Annotated in this window: 25 protein-coding genes; 12 read left to right on the top strand and 13 right to left on the bottom strand. The window is 73.0% G+C overall.

The window, feature by feature from the left end; all coding sequences use genetic code 11:
* Positions 1–5 precede the first annotated feature (5 nt).
* From DI272_RS23840 to DI272_RS23830, 3 genes are read left to right on the top strand one after another with little or no spacing between them, the layout of a single operon-like run.
* On the top strand, positions 6–698 hold the full coding sequence (locus tag DI272_RS23840) for a glycosyltransferase family 2 protein (RefSeq protein WP_109497321.1): 693 nt from the start codon (positions 6–8) through the stop codon (positions 696–698).
* The gene (locus tag DI272_RS23835; RefSeq protein ID WP_109497320.1) at positions 695–1,363 is read left to right on the top strand and encodes a DUF2064 domain-containing protein; all 669 of its coding nucleotides are present in this window, start codon (positions 695–697) and stop codon (positions 1,361–1,363) included. The genes DI272_RS23840 and DI272_RS23835 overlap by 4 nt, the downstream gene beginning before the upstream one ends.
* Positions 1,360–2,094 (top strand): bifunctional 2-polyprenyl-6-hydroxyphenol methylase/3-demethylubiquinol 3-O-methyltransferase UbiG, encoded by a 735-nt coding sequence (locus tag DI272_RS23830; RefSeq protein ID WP_109497319.1) that lies wholly within the window; start codon positions 1,360–1,362, stop codon positions 2,092–2,094. The genes DI272_RS23835 and DI272_RS23830 overlap by 4 nt, the downstream gene beginning before the upstream one ends.
* A gap of 310 nt (positions 2,095–2,404) precedes the next feature.
* Here DI272_RS23830 and DI272_RS23820 read toward each other — a convergent pair whose 3' ends face one another.
* Positions 2,405–3,655 carry a molybdopterin-dependent oxidoreductase gene (locus DI272_RS23820; RefSeq protein WP_109497318.1) on the bottom strand — a complete coding sequence of 417 codons (1,251 nt, stop codon included), beginning with the start codon at positions 3,653–3,655 and terminating at the stop codon, positions 2,405–2,407.
* 115 nt (positions 3,656–3,770) lie between these two features.
* On the opposite strand from DI272_RS23820, the gene DI272_RS23815 reads away from it, so the two are divergent.
* Positions 3,771–5,201, top strand: coding sequence for a hypothetical protein (locus DI272_RS23815; RefSeq protein ID WP_375138061.1), 1,431 nt, complete (start codon positions 3,771–3,773; stop codon positions 5,199–5,201).
* A 26-nt stretch (positions 5,202–5,227) separates the two neighbouring features.
* Here DI272_RS23815 and DI272_RS23810 read toward each other — a convergent pair whose 3' ends face one another.
* Positions 5,228–5,797, bottom strand: a complete 570-nt coding sequence (locus DI272_RS23810) for a DinB family protein (RefSeq protein WP_109497317.1) — start codon at positions 5,795–5,797, stop codon at positions 5,228–5,230.
* A gap of 53 nt (positions 5,798–5,850) precedes the next feature.
* Positions 5,851–7,218 carry a DUF3500 domain-containing protein gene (locus DI272_RS23805; protein WP_258314645.1) on the bottom strand — a complete coding sequence of 456 codons (1,368 nt, stop codon included), beginning with the start codon at positions 7,216–7,218 and terminating at the stop codon, positions 5,851–5,853.
* Positions 7,219–7,439: 221 nt separating this feature from the next.
* Between DI272_RS23805 and DI272_RS23800 the strand changes: the two genes are divergently transcribed.
* Positions 7,440–7,982, top strand: a complete 543-nt coding sequence (locus DI272_RS23800; RefSeq protein WP_109497316.1) for a hypothetical protein — start codon at positions 7,440–7,442, stop codon at positions 7,980–7,982.
* A gap of 78 nt (positions 7,983–8,060) precedes the next feature.
* Here DI272_RS23800 and DI272_RS23795 read toward each other — a convergent pair whose 3' ends face one another.
* Positions 8,061–8,873, bottom strand: a complete 813-nt coding sequence (locus DI272_RS23795; protein ID WP_109497315.1) for an inositol monophosphatase — start codon at positions 8,871–8,873, stop codon at positions 8,061–8,063.
* An 11-nt stretch (positions 8,874–8,884) separates the two neighbouring features.
* A complete protein-coding gene (locus DI272_RS23790; protein WP_181387301.1) occupies positions 8,885–9,556 on the bottom strand; it encodes a ScbR family autoregulator-binding transcription factor in 672 nt (223 codons plus the stop codon).
* 127 nt (positions 9,557–9,683) lie between these two features.
* Between DI272_RS23790 and DI272_RS23785 the strand changes: the two genes are divergently transcribed.
* On the top strand, positions 9,684–10,823 hold the full coding sequence (locus tag DI272_RS23785) for a ScbA/BarX family gamma-butyrolactone biosynthesis protein (RefSeq protein ID WP_258314644.1): 1,140 nt from the start codon (positions 9,684–9,686) through the stop codon (positions 10,821–10,823).
* Here DI272_RS23785 and DI272_RS23780 read toward each other — a convergent pair.
* Positions 10,793–11,392, bottom strand: a complete 600-nt coding sequence (locus DI272_RS23780) for a TetR/AcrR family transcriptional regulator (RefSeq protein WP_109497313.1) — start codon at positions 11,390–11,392, stop codon at positions 10,793–10,795. The two genes, DI272_RS23785 and DI272_RS23780, sit on opposite strands and share 31 nt — an antisense overlap.
* Positions 11,393–11,535: 143 nt before the next feature.
* On the opposite strand from DI272_RS23780, the gene DI272_RS23775 reads away from it, so the two are divergent.
* Complete coding sequence (locus tag DI272_RS23775; protein WP_109497312.1) at positions 11,536–12,672, top strand: acyl-CoA dehydrogenase family protein; 1,137 nt, start codon at positions 11,536–11,538, stop codon at positions 12,670–12,672.
* Here the strand turns inward: DI272_RS23775 and DI272_RS23770 are convergent.
* The 6 genes from DI272_RS23770 to DI272_RS23750 all read right to left on the bottom strand — a co-directional run bounded on the left by DI272_RS23770 (position 12,597) and on the right by DI272_RS23750 (position 16,833).
* A complete protein-coding gene (locus tag DI272_RS23770) occupies positions 12,597–13,082 on the bottom strand; it encodes a MerR family transcriptional regulator (protein ID WP_181387300.1) in 486 nt (161 codons plus the stop codon). The genes DI272_RS23775 and DI272_RS23770 overlap by 76 nt on opposite strands.
* Positions 13,083–13,120: 38 nt before the next feature.
* The gene (locus tag DI272_RS44615; RefSeq protein ID WP_181387299.1) at positions 13,121–13,285 is read right to left on the bottom strand and encodes a hypothetical protein; all 165 of its coding nucleotides are present in this window, start codon (positions 13,283–13,285) and stop codon (positions 13,121–13,123) included.
* Positions 13,286–13,428: 143 nt separating this feature from the next.
* Complete coding sequence (locus tag DI272_RS23765) at positions 13,429–14,859, bottom strand: MFS transporter (protein WP_109497310.1); 1,431 nt, start codon at positions 14,857–14,859, stop codon at positions 13,429–13,431.
* 50 nt (positions 14,860–14,909) lie between these two features.
* Positions 14,910–15,140, bottom strand: a complete 231-nt coding sequence (locus DI272_RS23760; protein ID WP_059194211.1) for a tautomerase family protein — start codon at positions 15,138–15,140, stop codon at positions 14,910–14,912.
* A 62-nt stretch (positions 15,141–15,202) separates the two neighbouring features.
* Positions 15,203–15,988 (bottom strand): SDR family NAD(P)-dependent oxidoreductase, encoded by a 786-nt coding sequence (locus DI272_RS23755; RefSeq protein ID WP_181387298.1) that lies wholly within the window; start codon positions 15,986–15,988, stop codon positions 15,203–15,205.
* Positions 15,989–16,230: 242 nt separating this feature from the next.
* The gene (locus tag DI272_RS23750) at positions 16,231–16,833 is read right to left on the bottom strand and encodes a TetR/AcrR family transcriptional regulator (RefSeq protein WP_109497308.1); all 603 of its coding nucleotides are present in this window, start codon (positions 16,831–16,833) and stop codon (positions 16,231–16,233) included.
* 247 nt (positions 16,834–17,080) lie between these two features.
* Between DI272_RS23750 and DI272_RS23745 the strand changes: the two genes are divergently transcribed.
* The 5 genes from DI272_RS23745 to DI272_RS23725 all read left to right on the top strand — a co-directional run bounded on the left by DI272_RS23745 (position 17,081) and on the right by DI272_RS23725 (position 21,015).
* On the top strand, positions 17,081–17,878 hold the full coding sequence (locus tag DI272_RS23745; RefSeq protein WP_181387297.1) for an AfsA-related hotdog domain-containing protein: 798 nt from the start codon (positions 17,081–17,083) through the stop codon (positions 17,876–17,878).
* A 70-nt stretch (positions 17,879–17,948) separates the two neighbouring features.
* Positions 17,949–18,578, top strand: coding sequence for a hypothetical protein (locus tag DI272_RS23740; protein WP_109497306.1), 630 nt, complete (start codon positions 17,949–17,951; stop codon positions 18,576–18,578).
* A 120-nt stretch (positions 18,579–18,698) separates the two neighbouring features.
* Positions 18,699–19,619 carry a hypothetical protein gene (locus DI272_RS23735; protein ID WP_109497305.1) on the top strand — a complete coding sequence of 307 codons (921 nt, stop codon included), beginning with the start codon at positions 18,699–18,701 and terminating at the stop codon, positions 19,617–19,619.
* A 37-nt stretch (positions 19,620–19,656) separates the two neighbouring features.
* Positions 19,657–20,781: a 3-oxoacyl-ACP synthase III family protein gene (locus DI272_RS23730; protein ID WP_258314643.1), complete on the top strand. Its 1,125-nt coding sequence runs from the start codon at positions 19,657–19,659 to the stop codon at positions 20,779–20,781.
* Between the two features lie 9 nt (positions 20,782–20,790).
* Positions 20,791–21,015: a hypothetical protein gene (locus DI272_RS23725; RefSeq protein WP_146238383.1), complete on the top strand. Its 225-nt coding sequence runs from the start codon at positions 20,791–20,793 to the stop codon at positions 21,013–21,015.
* Positions 21,016–21,092: 77 nt separating this feature from the next.
* On the opposite strand, the gene DI272_RS23720 is transcribed toward DI272_RS23725, so the two are convergent.
* Positions 21,093–21,896, bottom strand: coding sequence for an HAD family phosphatase (locus DI272_RS23720; protein ID WP_258314642.1), 804 nt, complete (start codon positions 21,894–21,896; stop codon positions 21,093–21,095).
* Positions 21,897–22,117 lie beyond the last annotated feature (221 nt).

The following is a 22,117-nucleotide window of genomic DNA, read 5'->3' as shown; positions in this document are numbered from 1 at the left end:
AGACCGTGACGACGACTCCTTCCGACGTCGACGTGGTGCTGCCCTGCCTGAACGAGGCCGAGGCCCTGCCCTGGGTGCTGAGCCGCATTCCGGCGGGCTGGCGCGCCCTCGTCGTCGACAACGGCTCCACCGACGGCTCCGCCGACCTCGCCCGTGCCCTCGGCGCGACCGTCGTGCCCGAACCGCGCCGCGGCTTCGGCGCCGCCTGCCACGCCGGGCTGACCGCCGCCACCGCCGACGTGGTCTGCTTCTGCGACTGCGACGCCTCCCTGGACCCCGCGCTCCTCGTCCCCTTCGTCCGCGAGGTCCTGGACGACGAGGCCGACCTGGTCCTCGGCCGACGCCGCCCGCGGAGCCGGGGCGCCTGGCCCGCGCACGCCCGCGCCGGCAACCTCGCCCTCGCCCGCATGCTGCGCCGCCGCACCGGCCTGCGCCTGCACGACCTCGGCCCGCTGCGCGCCGCCCGCCGCAAGCACCTGCTCGACCTCGACCTCACCGACCGGCGCAGCGGCTACCCGCTGCAGATGGTCGTCCGCGCCGCCGACGCGGGCTGGCGGATCACCGAGCACGACGTGCCGTACCTGCCGCGCACCGGCGCCTCGAAGGTCACCGGCACCTGGCGCGGCACCTGGCAGGCGGTACGGGACATGAGCCGCGTGCTGGGCGAGGCGCCGACCGCCGGGAGGGCCGTACGGTGACCACCCTGCTCGTCATCGCCAAGGAACCGGTGCCGGGCCGGGTGAAGACCCGGCTGACCCCGCCGTTCACGCCCGAGCAGGCCGCCTCCCTCGCCGAGGCGTCCCTCACGGACACCCTGCGCACGGTGGCGGCGACCCCCGCTGCTCGCCGCGTCCTGGCCCTCGACGGGGCCCCCGGCCCCTGGCTGCCGCCCGGCTTCGACATCGTCCGGCAGTGCGCGGGCGGCCTGGACGAACGGCTGGCGGACGCCTTCGCCCACTGCACCGGCCCGACCCTGCTCATCGGCATGGACACCCCGCAGGTGACGCCGGAGCTGCTGTCCGTGGACTTCGCGGACTGCGAGGCGTACTTCGGCCCGGCGGAGGACGGGGGGTTCTGGGCGCTGGGGCTGGCCGACCCCGATCCCGGGCTGCTGCGGGGGGTGCCGATGTCGACGTCGTGGACGGGGGCGGTGCAGCGCGGCAGGCTGGTGGCGGCGGGGCTGCGGGTACGGGACATGGTGCGGCTGCGGGATGTGGACACGGCGCGGGACGCGCAGACGGTGGCATCACTGGCCCCGCACGGACGGTTCGCGACGAGGCTCGCCCAGTGCACCCCCCTGGGGGCGCGGGGAACGGCGCGACCGGCCCCCACGCACCCGCAGCCGGAGAACCTCCCCCGATGACCACTCCTGCCTGGGCCACCGCGGACCCCTACACCACAGCCCTCCGCACGGGCCACGGCCCCCTCTACCTCCGCCGCGCCGACGGCTGGCTCCTCCCCCTGGAGGTGGAACGCTGGTGCGCCCGCGCGGACGACGTGGACCGTGCGGTACTGGCCCGCTGCGAGGGCACCGTCCTGGACGTCGGCTGCGGCCCCGGACGCCTCGTCGCCGAACTCGCCGCCCAGGCCCGCGCAGCCCTCGGCATCGACGTCAGTGAGGCCGCCGTCGACCACACCGTCCGCCTCGGCGGCCAGGCCCTGCGGCGCTCGGTCTTCGAGCCACTGCCCGGCGAGGGCCGCTGGGGCACCGTCCTGCTCATCGACGGCAACGTCGGCATCGGCGGCGACCCGCGCGCCCTGCTGGACCGCACGGCCGAACTCCTGCGCCCCGGCGGCCTGCTGATCGCCGAGACGGCCCCCGTGGACATCGACGAACGCGTCCACGTCCACCTCACCGACGCCCGCACCACCACCGGCGCCCCCTTCCCCTGGGCGCGGCTCGGCACCCCGGCCCTGCTGCGGTACGCGCGCGGCTGGCAGCGGGAGTGTCAGTGGTCGGCCGGCGGACGCAGCTTCGTCGCCCTGCGCACCCGCAGCACGAGGAGCAGCGCCGAACCGCCGAACAGCAGGGCCGTGATCAGCAGCCAGCGGCCGAGGAAGCCGTCCGGCGACAGCGCGGTGGCGGACCGGTAGCGCCGGTCCACCATCCCGCTGATCAGCGGGAACCACACGAGGAGCAGCAGCCCGGACAGGGCGGCCGGTACGCGGACGTACATCGCCCACTCCCGGCGGCCCGCCGCGCCCAGCCCGCGCACGGCCAGCCGGTCCGCCACCGCGTACAGCGGCAGCAGCACGAGGTCGTGCAGCAGCGCGGCCCCCGCGATCCACAGCGCCACGCCGAACCAGTCGTCGGCGAGCAGCCGCACCCCCGCGTAGGCGGCGAGAGCGAACGAGCCCGCGAAAAGGAGGAGTTGGAGGGGGCTTCCGACAACCGGCTTGCGCATCACAGGTCTCCGAACGTCAGCCGGGCCACCCACTTGGTGTTGAGCACACCGGGCGCCGCGGGCACGATGATCCGCGCCGGGTGGCCGTGGTCGGGGGACAGTTCCTCGCCGTTGACGTACAGGGCGAGCAGGGAACGCGGGTCGGCCACCTGGTTGGCGCGCAGCGCGGCGCGGCGGAAGGCGCCGTGGCGTTGGAGGGACTCCACGAACACGTCCGGGACGGCGTGGCCGTCGCCGTCGTGGCCGACGAGCGCCGCGAGATCCCGCAGCCGTACCCCGCGCCACCACTGGTCCGCGGTCGACCAGCCCTCCACGCAGGCGATGGGCAACGCGGCACTGTGCAGCGGGAGCCGGAGCAGATCCGCGCGGCTCAACCGCACCGTGCCGGTGCGGCCCGTCACGACCAGGCGCCAGGCCTCCGCGCCGGTCTCGGCGGCGTCGATCCCGGCGTACGCGGCGGTCTTGTTGATCTGGAAGCCGTTGGGGCCGCTGCCGGGGTCGCCGCCGCCGTGCGGGGCGAGGAGGGCGGTGCGGCGCAGCGGGCCGCCGAGGGTCTGCCCCACCGTCGTCGCGAACAGCAGCAGCGAGCCGCCCCCGACGAACCACAGCGCGCCGCGCCGCGTGACGGTCGGCGCGGCCGGACGCGGGGTCACGAGGCCGCTGTCCCCGTCCCGCTCCTCCCGCAGGTGCCTCAAGGCCCGCAGCGCCGTGGGGAGTTTGAGGAAGGCATGCGCGACGAAGGCGGCGAAGAACACCCAGGCGCCGTAGAAGTGCAGGGGGTAGAAGGAGCCGGGGAAGACGTAGTCGAGCTGGACGTTGAGGACGCCCGTGCCGAACTCGAACAGCCCGCCCCCGACCAGGAGCAGCAGTGAGATCCGCTCCGCCGCGTGGGCGAGCGAGCGGGCCGGCGGCAGCGTGAAGAGCCTCGGCACGACCGACCACAGCTTGGCCAGCAGCACGGGGATGAGAGTGATCCCGAGCGTGACGTGCACGCCCTGGTTGAGGCGGTACAGCCAGTGCGGGTGGGTCGGCCAGGCGAAGAGGTAGAAGCCGAGGAGCCCCTTGTCCGGCGTCTTGTCGTTCACCGGCGACAGGTCCGGATTGTAGGCGGCGTAGGAGAGCAGTCCCGTCACGAACAGCACGGTGATGCCGACGAGCAGAACCAGCCCCAGCACCGAGGTGAACCAGGGGCCGCGCAGGGGGCTGCGCCAGAAGCCGGGGGTGGTGGGAAGCCGCGGATCGTCTCGCATGGCCCGACGGTAGGCCCGGACCACCCCATGAGAGGGTGCGCGACCCATGACGAAACGCTGACGTCCGGCCCGGGAGCCGGGCCACGGGCCGCGACCCGGCCTAGCGTCTTGCGACGTGACCCGCTCGCTCTCCGGCGACTCCCGCCGCGATCTCCGCCGCGACTCCCGCCGCGACTCCCGCCGCGACTCCCGCCACGACCTCCCTCGCGACCCCCGCCCCGGCCTCCGCCGTGATCTGTACGCCGCCGGGGCCGCGGTCCTGCTGGTGACGGCCGCCGTCCTGGTCGGCCGCCACCTCCAGGACACCCGCCACACCCTGTTCGTCTCCTGGCCCCCGCTACTGGCCTCCTGGGACCCGCACCTCGGCCCCGGCACCCCGGCGGCCGTCCTCGTCGCCGCCGCGACCGTCGCCTACGGTCCCGCCCTCGCCGCCCGTCTGCCCTGGCGGGCCCTGCTGCCCGCGGCCTGGGGCACGGCCACGGTGTGGATCTTCTCCCTCGCCCTGATCGACGGCTGGCACCGCGGCATCGCCCGCCGCCTGACCACCCGCTACGAGTACCTCCAGGTCATCGACCGCTTCGACGACATCCACGGCACCCTGCGCACCTTCACCGACCACATCCTGCTCGGCTCCCCCGACCACTGGCCCGCCCACATCGCCGGCCACCCGCCCGCCGCCACCCTCACCTTCGTCCTCCTCGACCGGATCGGGCTGCGGGGCGGCGGCTGGGCCGGGGTGTGGTGCATCGTGGTCGGTGCGACGGCCTGCGTGGCCGTGCTCGTCACGATCCGCGCCCTCGCCGACGAGAGCCTCGCCCGCCGGGCGGCCCCCTTCCTGGTCCTGGCCCCGGCCGCGGTGTGGATGGGCACCTCGGCCGACGCGTACTTCGCGGCGGTCGCGGCCTGGTCGGTGGCGCTGCTGGCCCTGGCGGTCACCCGGGGGTCCCTGTGGTGCGCGGGCGGGTCCGGATTGCTGTTCGGCCTGACCTGCTACCTCTCCTACGGCCTCACCCTCGTCGCCCTGATCGCGGCGGCGGTCCTCGTCCTGGGCCGGTCCGGCGTCCGGGCCCGGCCCGCCCTGCTGGTGCCGCTGCTCGCCGGACTGGCCGTGGTCCCGACCGCGTTCACGCTCGCCGGGTTCGACTGGTGGGAGGCGTACCGCCTGCTCGTCACCCGCTACCACCAGGGCGCGGGCGGCATCCGCCCCTACGGCTACTGGGTGTGGGCCAACCTGGCGTGCGCGGTGCTGATCACCGGCCTGGCGACGACGGCCGGCCTGCGCCGCACGGGCGTGTTGCTGCTGCGACGGGAGGGCGGCGGCCACTCCGGAACGACGCGTCTCGCGCTCCTCGTGACCGCCGCCCTGCTCGCCCTGCTGGTCGCCGACCTGTCCGGCATGAGCAAGGCGGAGACGGAACGCATCTGGCTGCCGTTCGCGGTGTGGCTGCTCCCGGCGTGCGCGTTCCTCACCCGCCCGCGCGCGTGGCTGCTCGCGCAGGCGGTGCTCGCGCTGCTCCTCAACCACCTGCTGCGCACCGGGTGGTGAGCGGTGCGGCACACGTCCACGGCGCGTCAGATCCGGTGCGGTGCGGCTCCGTCCCGCCAGAGGTAGAGGTCGCGCAGCAGGGAGATCTCGGCGCCGTGGTGGATCAGTTCCTTGTTGACGTGCTGGACGATGACCTCCCACGGCTGCCGCTCGGGACCCACCGCGGGCGGGTGGTCCAGGTCGGCGTCCGAGAGCTCGCGGACCCCGGCGTTCCATCTCCCGTACATCTCGTCGAGCTGTTTCAGCGCCTCGTCAGCGGTCCCCGCGTAGGCGAAGGTCTCGGACTCGACGTCCTGGCCGCCGAAGTGCCAGCCGACCCGATAGCCCAGGCAGGAGACGGTGATGTGGGCCAGCCGCCAGGCGATCGTGGTCACCGGCGCCGGCTCCGGCACCGCGCCGGGGGGTGCGGAGTCCATCGTCCAGGCCCCCGAACCCTCCGACGCCGGCGCGGCCGACGTGCCCCGCGGGCGGATGCTCCAGCAGCCGCGCACCGGCTCCCAGAAGTACTCCTCGTCGCTGAGACCCTCCAGCCGGGGCCGCAGGTTCTTGCGCCAGTACCAGTCCAGTTGCTCCGCGAGCCGCTCACTTCTTGTCATTTCCGCACACTACAGACAGGGCGGAGCGGCACAGAGGGCGGAGCGGCACAGACTCAGTGGTCGGTCTCCAGGTGGAGCCTGAGCAGGTCCACGCCGTAGTCGTTGCCGTTGGGCGTGCGGATGATCGTGTGGATGTGCTGCTGGGTGGGGGTGCCGTTGGGGCCGCCCATGCCACCGCCGGGACCGGCCGAGGCGGTGGCCGAGGCGGTCGCCGACGCGCTCGGGGAGGCCGAACTCGCGTCGTCGTCCTCGTGGTACGCGAGCGGGGACTCGGCGTCGTACTCGATCAGGACGACCGGGGAGTGCACGCGGTAGTAGAACGCCGAGTCGTCCTCGGACTCGCCGATCCAGTAGAAGTACGTGTCGTCGAGGTGCTTCTCGATGTCCCGCAGCCACACCCGGGAGTGGCCCTCGTCGATGGTGCCGGTGTAGACCTCGACGAGGTCGAGGAGCAGCTTCTGCTGCCTGCGGTCGAGCTCGGAGCCCTTCAGGCCCTTGTAGGGCAGGACCGCGTTGTCGTTCCCGGCGCCGACGGTCAGGTTGGTGCCGGTCTTCGACTCGGTGCCGGGGGCGGCGGTGGCGAGCTGGGTGGCGTCCAGCGCGCGCAGCAGCTTCAGGCCGGCGGCGGTCTCCTCCCGGAAGAGGTGGTAGTCGACACCGTCGTACGTGATCTTCGTGGGCTCGGAGCCGCGGAAGGTGGGCGTCGCGACGACCTGGTCGCCCAGGACGAAGTAGTTGACGACCAGGTGGTGGCCCTCGAACTGGAAGCCCCAGGGGGCGGTCGCCGACGGGGTGCCCATGATCGTGAACCAGTAGGCGTCGTAGTTGAGCGCCTTGGTGGTGTCGCCGCCGTACTCGCCGAGGAAGTGGTTGAGCTTGCGGATCTGGGTGGCGTTCTCCAGGCCGCGGGCGGAGAGGGCGGCCTTCAGCAGCTTGATCGCGAGCTTGTACTGCTTCTCGGTCATGTCGCGCAGGGCGAGACCGTCGCGGTCGTTGGAGTCGACGTTGGTCCAGTCGAGCCACTGGTCGGCGTCGATGTCGAAGAGGGTGGCCGACTTCTGCTCGTCGGTCAGGGCGTCGACGAAGGCCGCGCCCGCCCGCACGACCGGCGTGGTGGAGACGCCGGTGCGGTGGATCGCGTACAGGTCGTCGAGGACCGTGCCGTCGGTGGTGACGCCGACGAAGTCGTCGTAGGCGATGGTCTGCCCGAAGCCGCCGCCGGGCGGCGGGCCGGAGGGGGAGGCGCTCGCCGTGGCGTCGGCGTCGGACGCCGTCTCGGCGCCGGCCTGGCTCGCGGCGTAGCCGCCCATGACGGCGACGGCGGAGACGCCGCCCGCGAGGAGCGCCTTGTTCATGAACCAGCGGCGGGAGCGGTGCTGGGCGGGCGTACGGGGCTGGTGTCCGTGCGATGAGTTGACCATGTCACCGACGATTTCGTCGACACTTAAAGCCCACATGGCAGGGACCTGTGTATCGGCTGGGAATGCCGCCCGCCCTGCCGGGGCGGCAACTCACGTCCCGGCCAGGCCCGTTACGATCAAGCTCGCTGCACGACGACGCGCGCAGGGCGATCCCGCCCGAGGTACTCCCCCACACCTCCTGTGCAGCGAGTGAACCGCACCTGACCGAAGAAAGGCTCCCCATGCGCAAGTTGAAGCGCGCCACGTCCGCCGCGGTTGTCGTCGCCGCGCTCGCGGGCACCACGGCGATCACGGCCGCCGGCCCGGCCGCCGCCGCCGACTACAAGTGCACCACCAGCAAGAAGTCCATCGACGACCCGTCGTACTCGGGTCCGTGGGCCGACAACTGGGACTTCACCGTCAAGGTCTGCGCGAAGCGTTCCGGCTCCACCGTCTACAGCTACGCCAAGATCAGCTGGGACGGCCCGCTGTACGGCCAGGTCGACGACTACACGATCTTCGACGCGGCTTACTTCAAGGTCCAGATCAAGAAGTCGCAGTCCGGCACGGACCCGGTGAAGAAGTCGAAGAACTTCTACGGCATCGAGGACAAGCTGGAGAACAGCGACTCCAACGCCAACTACAACGGCTCGTACACCACCGGCACGATCAGCTACAAGATCGGTTCCGCCAAGGGCCTGGGCGACGGCGAGCTGCACCTCGACTGGGACAGCGACGGCGCGGGCGACAAGAAGCACCTGTTCAGCGCCTCGCCGACGGTCTGATCCGGCCGGCTGAAGCACCCACTGCCCGGTCCGTCGCCGCAGCGGCGGGCCGGGCAGGCGGGCAGGTGACGCCAGGGCCTAGGTGTCCGGGCGGACGAACCGGCGCCACACCTCCGTCGCCTCCTCCGCCGCCCCGGGCGCCGCCAGCAGCAACGGCTCGCCGTACCGCGGCAGTTCGGGCACGGCGACCGCGCCGGCCTCGCGTGCGATCAGCAGGGCCGGGAGACCGTCGACGTGGTGGAACGAGCCGATTCCGGCCGCCGTGGCCCGGCCCGCCGCGACCTGCACGAGGGAGAGTGCCGTGGAGCCCATCACGCGGACCGTGCAGTGCCGGTCGGCAAGGGTGGCCAGCAGGCCGTCCATGCCGGGCCAGTGGGCGTGGGCCGCCCACTCGGTGAGGAAGACATGGCCGGTGAGGGCGGTGTGCGGGGCCGCGTGCACCGGGGTGCCGTCGAGCCGGGCGCCCCGGCCCCTGACCGCCGTGAACGTCTCGCGCCGCCAGGGGTCCGCGACCACGCCGAGCAGCGGGGTGCCGTCGGGGGCGGCCAGGCCCAGGGAGAAGGAGCACCAGCCGATGCCGTGGGCGTAGTTGGTGGTGCCGTCGACCGGGTCGACCACCCAGTGCGGGGCGTCGGCGGAGCCCCGTGTGACGCCGTACTCCTCGCCCGTGATCCCGTGCCCGGGGAAGGCCGCGGCGAGCGTCTCGCGGACGTGTCGCTCCACGGCCTCGTCGGTGTCGGTGACGATGTCGGCGGGGCCGTCCTTCTCCCGGACCGCATCGGGGCGCGGGCGGCGGATCGACTCGGCGGCCCAGGCGGCCAGTTCGGTCGCGACCGCCAGGGCGCGGTCGAGGTCGACGCCCTGGTCCGGCTCCGGCTCACTGTCCGGCACGGGTCCTGACCTCACCCTGCGTTCCGCGCCGCCACCGGCACCACCGCCGCCAGGATCTCCTGCACCCGGTCCGCGATGTCCGCGCGGTCGTCGAGAACCCAGGAGATGTGCTGGGCGCCGAAGAAGGCGGAGACGAGGACGCGGGCGATGGCCTCCGGGGAGGTGCCGGCGGGGAGCTGGCCCGCCTCCCGGGCCTGGCGGAGCCAGCCGGTGAGGGACTCGGTGTAGCCGAGGTAGGGCATGGGCATCTCGGCGCCGATCAGGGAACGCTCGATCTGGAGGCGGGCGCCGGCCTGGACCATGGTCTCGTCCCGGAAGGCGACCGCCGTGCGCTCCAGGAGCTCGGTCACCGCCTGGAGCGGGGAGAGGTCGGCCTCCTCGACCTCCTGCCCGATGACGCCGAGCCGGTGGTAGAACTCCTCGGCGCAGGCCTGTGCGAGGGCCTCCTTGTTGGCGTAGTGGAAGTAGACCGCGCCCTTGGTCACTCCGGCGAGTGCGGCCACGTCCTGCACGGTCACCGCGGGGAAGCCCTGGGTGGCGAAGGCCTCCGCCGCCGCGTCGAGGACCTGCCCGCGGGTGCGTACGGCCCGCTCCTGCTTCAGGCCCGTGTCCCGGTGGCGGGGGGCGGTGTCCCGGGCGGGCCGGGACCTGGCTGCGCTGCGTTCCACGGCCATGCTGTCCATCCTCTGGCGTTCCTTGAAATATACCTTCGGGAATGTATTGTAAGTGGCGGCTCGACCGGCGGAAGTCCTGTGCCGGTGTTGTGCCGGTGTTGCTGTCTGCGTGAATCATTCACTGGGGGTTCAGACCATGCATCAGCCTGTCGTCACACCTGTCTCCACGCCCATACGGGCCACGGCAGGCTCGACCGCCGTACGAGCGGAATCCCACGGTCCGCTGCTTCTCGCACCACCCCCGGAGCCCCCCGCCCGTCCCGCGCCCTCCGCGCACCCGCAGCTCAGCTACCTCCAGCCGGTCCCGCGCCACATGGTGCACCGCGCCGCCATCGCCGAGGTCTTCCTCACCGACGCCGTCCGCACCGGCGAGGACGGCTTCCTGGTCGCCGCCCAGTGGCCGCGCGACCACGCCCTCTACTCGCCCGGCAGCGACGGCACCAGCGACCCACTGCTGTTCATGGAGACGATCCGCCAGGCCCTGGTCTACCTCGCGCACGAGTACTACGCCGTGCCGCTCACCCACCGCTTCATCGGCTTCGGCTCGGAGTTCGAGATCACCGACCCGGCCGCCCTGCGCATCGGCGGCGAACCGGTCCCGGTCGTCCTGGAGGCCCGGTGGGTGTGGGTCGGCAACCGCCCGCCACACCGGTACGGCATGCGTCTCGACGTGATCCTCACCGTCGGCGGCCGGGCCTGCGGGCGCGGCTCGCTGCACGTCGTCGCCGTGGACGACAAGCGGTACGCCATGCTGCGCGGCCGGGGCGCCAAGCCGCGCGGCGTCGCCGTGGCCGGTCCGGCCCCGCGGACGCTGGAGCGGGTGCACCCGGAGGCGGTGGGCCGGCTGCGCGCCAAGGACAGCGTGCTGGTGCGCGAACGCCCCGACAGCCCCTGGCAGTTGCTGATCGACGTGGAGCACCCGATCTTCTTCGACCACCCCAGCGACCACGTCCCGCTCATGGTCACCCTGGAGGGCTTCCGCCAGCTCGGCCACCTCCTGCTGCACCCCGGCGACATGGCCCGGGGCGCCGGACACAGCCTGCTCGGCATGCAGGTCGACTGCCGGGCCTTCGGCGAACTGGACGCCCCCATCGACCTGGTGGTGCGCGAGCGCCGGACGGAGACCGGCTCCGGCCGCACCCGGCTGACCCTGGACGCCGTGCAGAACGGCACCCCGGTCGCCGCCTGCCGCACCCTGTGGGGCGCGGCCGGCCGGGCGGCGGACGGCGGCGCCGGGCACCGGGATCACCGGGTCGCCGTTTCCTCGACGGCCTGACCCCCGTCCGCCGTCCGGCTCCGGTCGACGGTGTCCCACAGACCGCGCACCCGCCCGGCCAGTCCGCGCCGCTCCGGATCGGGCGCCGTGCAGTAGGCGCCCACCAGGATCACGACCGCGAGGTCCGCCAGCGACTCCGCCGACACCGGTTCCGCCAGGGCGTCCCCGCCGCCCGCGGCCAGCGCCCGCAAGTCGGCCGCCAGCCGCGGTGGTTCGGGCGCGGACTGGGCCTCGTCCGTCACCAGCCGCAGCGCCGCGTTGAACCGCACGTCCGACTCCACCCGCTCGGCGAGGGCGCAGCACAGGGCGCGCAGCCGCTCGGGCGCCGGGAGGCCGCCGTCCGTGTGCCGGGCGAGGAGCTCGTCCACGACCTCGTCGAGATGCCCGGTCAGCGCCCGCGCCAGATGCTCCTTGGAGGCGAAGTGGGCGTACAGGGCGCCCTTGGTCAGGCCGGTGCGGGCCGCCACGTGCTGGAGGTTGGCGCGCGGGTACCCGTGCCGGACGAACTCGGCCGCGGCGGCGTCGAGGACCAGTTCATGGGTGCGCAGTGAGCGCGCCTGTTTCGCCATCACGTGTCCCTTCGGATGGTGGCCGGAGCGGCGGGAGAGCGGCCAGGGCCCTCGAACAATACCTTCTTGAACGCACTTTTTTTACCCGTTGCTGACAGAGTTCCCCCCGCTTCCTTCCGACGTTTCCGACAAGGAGCACGCGCATGCCCGCCTCGGCCACCGCACTCGCCACCGCCGCCGCACACGCCCAGGAGGCCGACGACGAGCGGCAGTTGGTGCCCTCCGTGGTCGCCGCCCTGACCGCCGCCGGTACGGCCCGGCACTTCGTGCCCCGCCGCTGGGGCGGTACGGAGGGGACGTTCACGGCGCTGCTGCACCAGGTCGCCGAGGTCGGCGAGGCCTGCGCCTCGGCCGCCTGGGTCGCCATGCTCTGGGCCGCGCACGGCCGGTTCGCGGCACTGCTCCCCGAGGAGGGACAGCGCACCCTGTGGGGCGACTCCCCCGACATACGGATCTCCGCGGCCCTCATGCCCCCGTCCGGCAGCGCCGCACAGGCGCCCGGCGGCTGGCGGCTGTCCGGCACCTGGAACTGCGTCAGCGGCGTCGGCAGCGCGCAGTGGGTGCTGGTGGCCACGCCCGCGGCGGACGGGGAGACCCGGGTGTTCGCCGTGCCGGGCACCGCCGTCGACGTGCTCGACACCTGGGACGCCACCGGGCTGCGCGGCACCGGCAGCCACACCGCGGTCGTGCGGGACGCCTTTGTCCCGTACGAACTCAGCTTCCCGATGGCCGCGTTGATGCGCGGCGCCACCACCCCGGGCCGCCCCCGCTGTCACACCGCGCCCGCCCAGCTGGCCGGCGGGCTGATGTTCTGCGCGCCCGCGCTGGGCGCGGCCCGCCGGGCGCTGGCGGTGTGGTCCGCGTGGGCGGCGTCGAAGGCGCCCGGCAGCGGGCGTCCGCAGCACGACAGCGCGGCGGTGCGCGAGACGCTCGCCGTGGCCTCCGCCCACATCGACGCGGCCGGCCTGCTCCTGGAGCGGGCCGCGCACCGCGCCGACACCGACCCGGTCACCCCGGCGCTCGTCACCGGCAACCAGCGGGACGCGGCCGTGGCCGCCGGCCTCCTCGCCGACGCCGTGGACCGCCTCTTCCGCACCGGCGGCGCCCATGTGCGCGACGCCTCCGGCGAGCTCACCCGCCTGTGGCGGGACGTGCACACGGTCGCCGCGCACGGGGTGCTCCGCCTGGAGCCGGTCGCCGCCGCCTACGCCTCCACCGCGCTCGGCGCGGACGCCGCAGCGGCGGCGGCCCGCACGAGCACCGCCTCCCGCTCCCGGTAGAAGCCGATCTTCCAGTCCAGGTAGCGCAGCGTGGCGGTGAACTCCGCCGCCCGCGGGCGCAGCACCTCCCGGTGCCGCTCCAGCAGGTCCCGGCGGGCGGCGATGGTCGAGTCGCCCGCCCGGTACAGCTCGACGTAGTGGTTCATGTCCGCCGGGGACATCCCGGTGCTGCGCAGATGGTTGAGGAACTCCAGCCAGCGCAGGTGGACGGGGCTGTAGGCGCGCACCCCGTACGGGTCCTCCTCGGCGCCCTCGATCAGCCCCTGCCGCTCGTACCAGCCGAGCGTGTCGGCGTCGAGCCCGCTGATGCGGACGACCTCCTCCAGGGAGTACTTCTCGGCGTGGGTGGTGACGTAGGCGGTGGGTCGCTTGCGGTCGTGGGCCGCGTACTCGGTCGTGGTGTCGCTCACGGACATGGTGATCCTTCCCCCGGGAGGGTCTGCTGGCTTCAGTGGCGCAAGGACGCGGCGGCGCGGTGCGGGTCGGTGTGTCTGGCCCGGAGCGCGGTGAGGGCCTGGACGAGCACCGCCCGGATGTCGAGCGGGTCGACGATGTCGTCGACCGGGCAGGCCGGTGGGGGATGGGGAACGGTGTGTTCTTCCATGACGGTCATGGGTCCATCCTGCCCGCTTTAAATTCCTTCGTGAAGGTATTTTAACTGCTGTTTGCGAAACCCGTGCCGCACACCGCGGATTCCCCGCGCCCACCAGGGGCACGGGGAACCGCACGGCCGGCCGCGGGACCGCGGCCGAGGACCTACGCACCGGTCTTCTTGGCCACCTTCGGCAGCAGCAGCGCCGTCCCGGCGGCCGTCACCAGCAGCATCACCACGCACGCCACGAAGCTCGCGTCGAAGCCCCGCTGGAAGTGCGCCGTGTCCGCGATCAGCGCGCCGAAGGCCGCCACCGCGATGCAACTGCCCACCTGGCGGAAGGTGTTGAGCACCGCCGCCGCCGTGCCGGCCCGCTCGCCGTCGACGTTCTCCAGAATCGCCGCGGTCAGCGACGGCACCGCGAGCCCGCCGCCGAGGCCGATCGGGACCAGCAGCAGCACCGGGATCCAGTACGACGTGGTGTCGGTGACCATCAGCATCACCAGGGAGCCGGCCGTCATCACCAGCTGCCCGATCGTCATCGGCACCCAGGCGCCCTTGCGGGCCGCGAGCTTCACACCCGCCATGTTGACGACGGAGATCAGCGCGCACATCGGGATGAACATCGCGCCGGTGCTGACCGGGGAGGCGCCGCGGACCTGCTGGAAGTACATGCCGAGCAGGAAGATGGCGCCGTAGAAGACCGCGTTGATGGTGAAGCCGGCCGCGAGGCAGACCAGGACCGTGCGGTTCTTGAAGATGCTCAGCGGCACCATCGGCTGCTCGCGCCGCGACTGCGTCACCACGAACACCGCGATCGCCACCGCGGCGAGCGCCAGCGTCCCCAGCACGTCCACGCCGGTCCAGCCCGCGCGTCCGCCCTCGATCACCGCGTACGTCAGGCCGGCCAGGGACGCCACCACCGACAGCTGGCCGACCAGGTCGACCGGCGCCGCACGGCGCGGCGAGGGGGTGATGCGGGTCAGCAGGGCGAGGCCGAGGGCGCCGACCGGGAGGTTGAGGTAGAACACCGCGCGCCAGCTCAGCCCGCTGGTGAGCATGCCGCCGATGACCGGTCCGACGGCCACGGCCACGGAACCGGCGGCCGTCCAGATCGCGATGGCCCGGGCCCGCTTGCCGGGGTCGGTGTAGGTCTGCCGGATCAGCGCGAGGGAGGCCGGGACCATGAGGGCCGCGGCGCCGCCCTGCACCATGCGGGCACCGATCAGGGTGCCGAGGTTCGGGGCGATTCCGCAGGCCAGGGAGGCGACCGTGAAGGCGGCGAGGCCCCAGGCGTAGGCGCGGCTGGCGCCGATCCGGTCCGAGAAGGTGCCGGCCGACAGCATGAACGCCGCGAACATCAGGGTGTAGCCGTCGACGATCCACTGCAGGTCGGCCATCGAGCCGCCCAGGCTGTGGGAGATGGCCGGGAGGGCGACGTTGACGACCGAACCGTCGAGGGAGATGACGAAGAAGGCGAGCAGGGCGGCGGCGAGGACGGTGGTGGGGGAGCTGGACCGGGGGGCGGCGGGCGGCGCGCCGACCGGTGCTTCCGGGCGCCGGTCGGTCCGCGCGGACCGGGTCAGGATGGCCATGAAAACTCTCTCCTCGGGAGGAAGGGGTGGGGGGAGGGGCGTGGCGCGGGTCAGGCGTCCACCGGCGCGGCGCGGCGGCGGCTGAGTTCGGCGAACTCCGGGTTCGTGCCGAGCACCCCGCCCTCGCCCCAGCGGTTCTGCGGGATCTCCTGGATGTAGACGGTGATCTTGTCGAGGGGGGCGCCGATGACGCGGTGCACGGTGGCGGTGAGCTCCTCGATGAGCTCCTGGCACTTCTCGTCGGTCTGGTTGGGCCAGGTGGTCATGGAGAGGATGGGCATGACGAAGCTCCTTGTGGCGTACGGGGGTTGAGGGTCGAGCGGGGTGGCGGGCGGGCGCCGGGTCACAGACCCGCGGAGGCCCCGCCGTCGAGGGTGAGCGCGGCGCCGGCGAGGTGCCGGGCGGCGGGCGAGAGGAGGAAGGCGGCGAGGCGGGCCACGTCGGCCGGGTCCGCGAGCCTGCCGAGCGGGGTCTGCGCGGCGACCTGGGCCGTGACCTGCTCGGCGGTGGCGCCGGTGCGGTCGCCGATCGCCTGGGCGATCTCGTCCCAGAGAGGGGTGCGGACGGCACCGGGGTCGAGGACGTTGACCCGGACGCCGGCGCGCCCGAGGTCCTTGGAGACGGCCTTCGCGAAGGCGGCGAGGGCTGCGTTGACCGCGCTGTTCACCGGGAAGAGCGGGTCGGGGTCCTTGCGGAAGACGCCGCTGACCAGGACGACCGAGCCGCCGCCGTCCTCGGCGAGCGGTCCGGCGAGCGCCCGGGTGAGCCGTACGGCGCCCATGAGCTTGCCGTTGAACGTGGCCTGCCACATCGCGTCGTCGGCCTCGGCGAGCGGGGCGAGCGGGCCGTCGCCGGCGGTGTGCACCAGGCCGTCCACCCGGCCGAGCCCGGCGACCAGGGCGGCGACGGTGGCGTCGACCGAGGCGGCGGAGTTGATGTCGGTCTCGTAGGTCACGAGCCGGCCCGCGCCGCCCGTGCGGGCGTCGATCTCCTGCCGGGTCCGCTCCAGGCGGCCCGCGTCCCGGCCGAGCAGGACGACGGTGGCGTCCGAGCGGGCGAGCTCCTCGACGACGGCCGAGCCCATGCCTCCGGTGGCGCCGGAGACGACGATGACAGGGGTGGCGTTCATGGCTTCCTCAATTCCCGTACGCAAGACGGCAGGTGACGAGACGTCAGATCTGACCGGCGACCCGGTCGAGGCGGGTTCGGCCTGGTGATGAAGAAGGTAGCCGGGTTGGAGAGCGTGCGCAACCATCTAGTTGGTTTTTAAGAACCAACCAGATGGTTCAACCGCTCCCGACCAGCAGAAAGGGAGCCCGGAACACTCCGGACTCCCTCAGCCGAACGGGCCCCCGCGGGGCGCGGCGGGCGTCAGACGGACCCTTGCAGCACGTTGTCGATGATCGAGTGCCCGTGCGCCACCACGCTCGCCCGCAGCAGCGCCCACCCGCTCTCCGTGTCCCCGTCCGGCCCCAGCATCAGCCGGCGCTGCTGGGGCACGATGAACGGCCAGGAGGCGATGCCGATCAGGGCGATGAGCACCCGGGCGGCGGTCGCGGGGTCGTCGACGCCGAGGGCGAGGCTGAGCGCGGCCGTCTTGTGGACGTAGTACGCCTCGCGCTCCTTCTCGTCCGGGATCGGCTTGTCGCGGTAGTGCAGCCCCTCCCAGGCCAGCAGCCGGACGAGGTCGGACCGGCGGTGGTAGTCGAAGACCTCGCCGACGTACGAGCGCAGCCCCTCCTCCGTGACGGGGATGGGGACGGCGTCCGACATATGGGCGTAGACCTTGGCCATCACGGCCGAGAACAGGGCTTCCTTGTTGCCGAAGTAGGCGTAGATCCGCTGCTTGTTGACGCCGGAGCGCTCGGCGATGCGGTCCACGCGCGCACCCGCGAGGCCGTGCTCGGAGAACTCCGCCTCGGCGGCTTCCAGAAGCTTGGCGCGGGTCGCCTGCGCCTTGGGTGTCTCAGCCATGGGACCAGCGTAGTCCACCCTGCAACCAACTGGATGGTTCAGAAAAACCAACTAGATGGTTGCACTCTCACCGCGACTCCTCTACGGTCTTTCACATCGGCCCCGCCACCCCGGGAATCCCCAGGAGATCCGGTGCGGAAAACGGCGGCAGGCCCCTGCGTCCCGCACGTCCGGCACGTCAGCCGTACCCGTTCCACCTGCGGTATCCGTTCGACCTCGACGCTCCTCCCTCACCAAGGAGAAACGCATGTCAGCCACAGCCACCCTCCGGACCCTGCTGCTCGTCGGTGACCGTTTCGCCGGATTCGCCGCCCAGCAGGACGTCGTCACCGTCAGCCAGTTCATCGAGGAGATGCGCCTCGGGGTGTACTCCTGGGACAACCGGCCGGTCCGGGTGCGCGCCGGTCAGGGCGTCACCGCCGAGGACGCGGACCTCGTCCGGGACGCGGCCCTGCTGCTCGGCCTCGGCGACCGACTCGACCTCGACTTCCGGCCCACCGCCCTGGCCGGCCGCGGCGAGGCCCACAAACACCGAAGCTGCAACACCCTGATAGCCGACCTCAGGCGGGACGGGGCCGACCTGTTCTCCGCGACCCTGCGGGTCCACAACGACAACGAGCTGCTCCTCGACCACCAGACCGGCGAGCACGTCCAGGGCATGGTCGCCGTCGAGGCCGCCCGGCAGATGTTCCTCGCGGTCAGCGAGCGCTACCACGCCTGCCGCTACCTCGACCGCTCCTACTACTACGTCATCGAATCGATGAACACCGACTTCGAGAACTTCCTCTTCCCCGTCGACGCCACGGTCGTCTACCACTCGCTGCGCGCCGAGCTCGACAACCCCGACCGGCTGTCCTTCGCCGCGGAGATCTCCCTCCACCAGGCCGACCGCCGCGCCTCCCTCACCACCGTCACCTACACCGCCTTCGACGCCCCGGTCATCGAGGCCAAGGAGCACCGCCGCGGCCGGTTCGCCGTGGAGCACACGGTGCGGAACGCCGCCACGCGGGTGACCGTCGAGCAGCCGGCGCTGGTCGGCGCCTGAGCCGCCCCGGCTCCGCCGCAACTCCCCTCATACACACACCAGTTCAGCAACCCACCCAAGGAGAACCACCATGTCCGCTTCCGCCGCCCTCATCACCGCCACCGAGCTGTTCGCCAAGCCCGAGCAGATCGACGCCGTCGCCGAGGCCTGGCAGGCCCACAACGACGCGTCCGGCTTCGACGGCCGCATCCTCTACCGCGGCCTGGAGAGCAACTCCGTCCTCGAACTCGCCCCGCTGACCGACGGGTTCGAGCGGATGGAGGAGCTGCGCGCCGACTGGTGGAAGCTGTGGGAGGCCGTCGGCCCGCTGGGCGAGGGCGACTTCCGCCGCCAGTTCCTTCAGTTCGTCGAGGCCCCCAAGCCGGCCGCCGGCGCCCTGCCCGACACGCACTACGTGCAGATGCGGCACGTCGAGGTCGTGCCGCGGGTCTACCGGCAGTACCGCGCCTGGCGCGAGGAGACCATCTTCGACGTCGTGCGCACCACGGACGAGGTCAAGAGCTTCCAGGCCTTCCACTCCCTGGCCAGCACCGAGCCCGGCGTGATGTTCGTGTCCGGCTTCGACGCCGACCCCGCGAAGTACATGGAGGCCTTCACCTCGCCGCGCTACCAGCAGATCGTCCGCGAGGCGGGCGACACCTACATCACCGGAGGCGACAACGGCCTGTACACCCGCATCTACGAGCGCGTCACCGCCTGACGCCCCACCCTCCCCCGTCCCACGGCCGGCCGCGGAACCCCTGTGCACTGAGCGCGGCGTTGCGCGGCCGGCCGTCCCTCTTCCCTCTCACTCCCCGGCGTCGGCGAAGGAGCACCCGACATGACCATCTCCCCCGTGGCCCCCACGGCCCCCGCTGTCCCCGTTGCCCCCGCAGCCGTCCCGGCCGCCCCCATGACCCGGACCTACGACCTCAGCGTCACCACCCAGGGCCCCCTCTACCCGCCGAGCGAGATCGTCGACGAGAACGGCGACTTCGTCGTCATCGGCCGCGTCAACCGGCCCGGCCCCGACGGCACCACCGTCTCCACCTGGGGCGGCGCGGTGGTCTCCCCGGACAGCCCGCTGCCCCCGCTCGGCCAGAACCTGCCGTACGACATCGTCCGCGAACTCGACCTCACCGACCCGACCGGCCCCGACGCCCAGGTCCAGCTGTTCACGCTGCCCCTCCCGCTGCCCTGCAACAACTACCCGATGCTGTTCGCCCCCGAGCAGCGGCCCGACGCCCACGACGTGCGCCGCCCCAGCTACCCGCTGCACGGCGCCCCCATCCCGGACCTGCGCGAGGAGGACGGCCCGAAGGTGCGCGAGCCGATCACCCTGGGCCAATGGGCCAAGGCGCGCGGCCAGTTGGAGGTGCACGTCCCGGCGCACCGGCGCGGCGCGGACTTCTCCTTCGCCTTCACCGGCCTGATCCCCGACAGCCTCTACACGGTCATGTCGCTGCGCGAGCACGACCTCGACCCGGCCGGCCCGACCCGTCCCGGTCCGCTCGGCGTGCCGAACGCCTTCATCAGCGACAGCAACGGCATGGCCCACTACCGGGCGACCCTCCCCAACCCCTTCCCCGCGCCCGGCACCCCCGGCGCCAACCGGGTGATCAACGTGGTCGTGCTGTGGATGAGCTACCAGCAGAACTACGGCGGGGCCATCGGCCACTTCGGTCTCGGCGGCGACATCCACGCCCAGCTGAAACTCCAGGGCCCGAGCTTCGGCGAGTTCACCACCGAGCCCGCCAACTGACCCGTCGCGAAAGCCCCTTCGTACGAGGAGACTCCCCATGTCCGACAGCACCCCGATCGGCATCATCGCCACCGGCTCCTACCTGCCCGCGACCGTCGCCCACAACGACGAGGTCGGTGCGGCGGCGGGGGTGACCGCCGAATGGATCGAACGCAAGACCGGCATACGACGACGACACCGCGCCGCCCCGCACGAGGCCACCTCGGACCTCGCGGCGCAGGCGGCCCGGCGCGCCCTGGACCAGGCGGGCCTGACGGCGGACCAGATCACGTACGTGGTCGTCGCCACCTCCACCCCCGACCACCCGCAGCCCGCCACCGCGGCCATCGTCACCGACCTCATCGGGGCCCGCCGGGCCGCCGCCTTCGACGTCAACTCGGTGTGCAGCGGCTTCATGTTCGCGCTGACGGCCGCCGACCGCATGCTGCGCGCCGAGCCGCGCGACGCGTCCGGGCAGGGGCCGTACGCCCTGGTCATCGGCGCGGACATCTACTCCCGCATCCTGGACCCGGCGGACCGCAGGACGGCCATCCTGTTCGGCGACGGCGCGGGGGCCGTCGTCCTCGGGCCGGTGCCGGCCGGGACCGGCGGCATCACCACCAGCCTGACCACGCGCGGTGACCAGCACCGGCTGATCAGCGTGCCGGCCGGCGGCAGCAGGCGCCCGGCGTCGGCGGCCACGGTCGCGGAGGGCGCGCACTGGTTCACGATGGACGGACGCGGGGTGCGCGGTTTCGTGCACGACAACCTGCCCGCCGCGGTCCACGAGCTGCTGGCCGGGGCCGGCGTACCGGCGCGCGCGGTACGGCACTTCGTCCCGCACCAGGCGAACGGCGTGATGCTCGCCGAGGTGTGGCCCGCGCTCGGCCTGGACACCGCCCGGATGCACCTGGCCCTCGCCCACCACGGCAACACCGGTGCCGCGTCGGTCCCGATCACCCTCGACGTGGCGCACCGCCGCGGTCTGTTCACCGAGGGCGACCTGACGGTGCTGTCGGCCTTCGGGGGCGGCATGTCGGTCGGCTCCGCCCTGTTCCGCTGGGCCCCGACGGCACATGCCCGCCCGGCGCGGGTCCGGACGCAGGCGCAGGTGCCGACGGCGCAGGCGGCGGCAGGGGCGGCGGCAGAGGTGCGGGAGCCGGTACTGGCCGGGGCGAGGTGAATGATCACCATGGCGAAGACAAAGAGCCCCTCCCTCCCCCGCGTCCCCTCCCTCCCCCGCGTCCCCTCCCTCCCCCGCGTCCCCTCCCTCTCCCGCGGCCCCTCCCTCTCCCGGGTCCCCGCCACCCGGCACCTGCCGGCCACCGGGACCGAGGCACGGCGACCGGTCCTCCACCTCGCGGGCGACGCGGACGACGCGGAGCTGGAGCCCCACATCTGCCGGAGCATCGACTGACCCCGCACCCCTGCACAGAGGAGGAGCGGAGGGCCGCAGCAGCCCTCCGCCCCTCCCCCGTGTGCCGTCGCGTGACCTCAGCCGAGCGGCAGGGCGCACTCCCCGGAGCAGCCCTCGGACTGCTCGTCGCGGCCCATGGACCAGCAGGCCAGCGCGCACCCGGAGACGGCCACCGCGGCCCGGTCGGCACGCCGGGCGAGGTAGCCCCGTACGACGGGGTCGTCGCCGACGCCACGGGGGTGGCCGACGCAGTCGAGGAGGGGGAAGTCGGAGGGGTGGTCGCCGTAGGCGAAGCAGTCGCGCGGATTGACGCCGGGGTGCTCGGCGAGCAGCCGCAGGGCCGCCGCCCGCTTGCCCTCGCCGATCACGGGCTCGGTCAGCTCACCGGTGTAGCGGCCTTCGTGGACGACGGGCGAGGAGCACAGGACGTACCGGGCGCCGACGTACTCGGCGACGGGGTCCAGGCAGGGCGGGAAGGACCCGGAGACGAGCGCGATCTCGGCGCCCGCGGCGCGGTGCCGGTTCAGCTCGGCGACGGTGGCGGCGATGAAGAACCCGGGGGCCGAGGCGGCGCGGGCGAACCATTCCCGCCCGAGGGCGGCCATCTCCTCGGCGCTCTCCCCGGCGTAGGAGCGGTAGTAGGCCCGGTTCACGTCCTCCCGGGGCACCCCGGCGGCGGACCGCCCCTTGAGGTCGGCCTCGATCAGCCGGTACCGGTGCTCGCCCTCCTCCCCGAACCGCCGTACCAGCTGAAAGCGCAGGAAGTCGAACATGCTCTTGCAGTCGATGAGCGTCTCGTCGACGTCGCAGAAGACCAGGTAGGTGGGCCTGCGCCCCGCGTCGACCCGGACCCCGCGGTCCATTCCCGCCACCAGCGTCATTCCCAGAACCTCCCCCTCGGGGCCCGGCACGGTGCCGGGCGCCAAAAAAATTCCTTCGTGAAGGTATCACTCGCCGGGCGCCGTTGTCAGTGGCCCCGGCCGGGGCCCGGTCAAGGAGGGTCTGTCATGGCCTCGCGCCTCGGCCCGCACCCCAGCTTCGACCGCACCGCTCGACAAGCGATGGAGTTCCGCCGGGGGCGGGCACGCCGGTACCGGAATCA

The sequence above is a fragment of the Streptomyces sp. Act143 genome, assembly GCF_003143935.1.
Classification (GTDB): domain Bacteria; phylum Actinomycetota; class Actinomycetes; order Streptomycetales; family Streptomycetaceae; genus Streptomyces.
Note: the sequence above shows the minus strand (reverse complement) of the source record. Positions and strands in the feature narration are given on the sequence as shown.

Coding starts and splice junctions, on each gene's coding strand:
- DI272_RS23805 (WP_258314645.1), bottom strand. CDS start 7,218: ATGGTCAACTCATCGCACGGACACCAGCCCCGTACGCCCGCCCAGCAC.
- DI272_RS23800 (WP_109497316.1), top strand. CDS start 7,440: ATGCGCAAGTTGAAGCGCGCCACGTCCGCCGCGGTTGTCGTCGCCGCG.
- DI272_RS23820 (WP_109497318.1), bottom strand. CDS start 3,655: ATGCGAGACGATCCGCGGCTTCCCACCACCCCCGGCTTCTGGCGCAGC.
- DI272_RS23755 (WP_181387298.1), bottom strand. CDS start 15,988: ATGAACGCCACCCCTGTCATCGTCGTCTCCGGCGCCACCGGAGGCATG.
- DI272_RS23720 (WP_258314642.1), bottom strand. CDS start 21,896: ATGACGCTGGTGGCGGGAATGGACCGCGGGGTCCGGGTCGACGCGGGG.
- DI272_RS23725 (WP_146238383.1), top strand. CDS start 20,791: ATGGCGAAGACAAAGAGCCCCTCCCTCCCCCGCGTCCCCTCCCTCCCC.
- DI272_RS23785 (WP_258314644.1), top strand. CDS start 9,684: ATGCATCAGCCTGTCGTCACACCTGTCTCCACGCCCATACGGGCCACG.
- DI272_RS23790 (WP_181387301.1), bottom strand. CDS start 9,556: ATGGACAGCATGGCCGTGGAACGCAGCGCAGCCAGGTCCCGGCCCGCC.
- DI272_RS23750 (WP_109497308.1), bottom strand. CDS start 16,833: ATGGCTGAGACACCCAAGGCGCAGGCGACCCGCGCCAAGCTTCTGGAA.
- DI272_RS23735 (WP_109497305.1), top strand. CDS start 18,699: ATGACCATCTCCCCCGTGGCCCCCACGGCCCCCGCTGTCCCCGTTGCC.
- DI272_RS23780 (WP_109497313.1), bottom strand. CDS start 11,392: ATGGCGAAACAGGCGCGCTCACTGCGCACCCATGAACTGGTCCTCGAC.
- DI272_RS23830 (WP_109497319.1), top strand. CDS start 1,360: ATGACCACTCCTGCCTGGGCCACCGCGGACCCCTACACCACAGCCCTC.
- DI272_RS44615 (WP_181387299.1), bottom strand. CDS start 13,285: ATGACCGTCATGGAAGAACACACCGTTCCCCATCCCCCACCGGCCTGC.
- DI272_RS23760 (WP_059194211.1), bottom strand. CDS start 15,140: ATGCCCATCCTCTCCATGACCACCTGGCCCAACCAGACCGACGAGAAG.
- DI272_RS23810 (WP_109497317.1), bottom strand. CDS start 5,797: ATGACAAGAAGTGAGCGGCTCGCGGAGCAACTGGACTGGTACTGGCGC.
- DI272_RS23730 (WP_258314643.1), top strand. CDS start 19,657: ATGTCCGACAGCACCCCGATCGGCATCATCGCCACCGGCTCCTACCTG.
- DI272_RS23775 (WP_109497312.1), top strand. CDS start 11,536: ATGCCCGCCTCGGCCACCGCACTCGCCACCGCCGCCGCACACGCCCAG.
- DI272_RS23745 (WP_181387297.1), top strand. CDS start 17,081: ATGTCAGCCACAGCCACCCTCCGGACCCTGCTGCTCGTCGGTGACCGT.
- DI272_RS23765 (WP_109497310.1), bottom strand. CDS start 14,859: ATGGCCATCCTGACCCGGTCCGCGCGGACCGACCGGCGCCCGGAAGCA.
- DI272_RS23740 (WP_109497306.1), top strand. CDS start 17,949: ATGTCCGCTTCCGCCGCCCTCATCACCGCCACCGAGCTGTTCGCCAAG.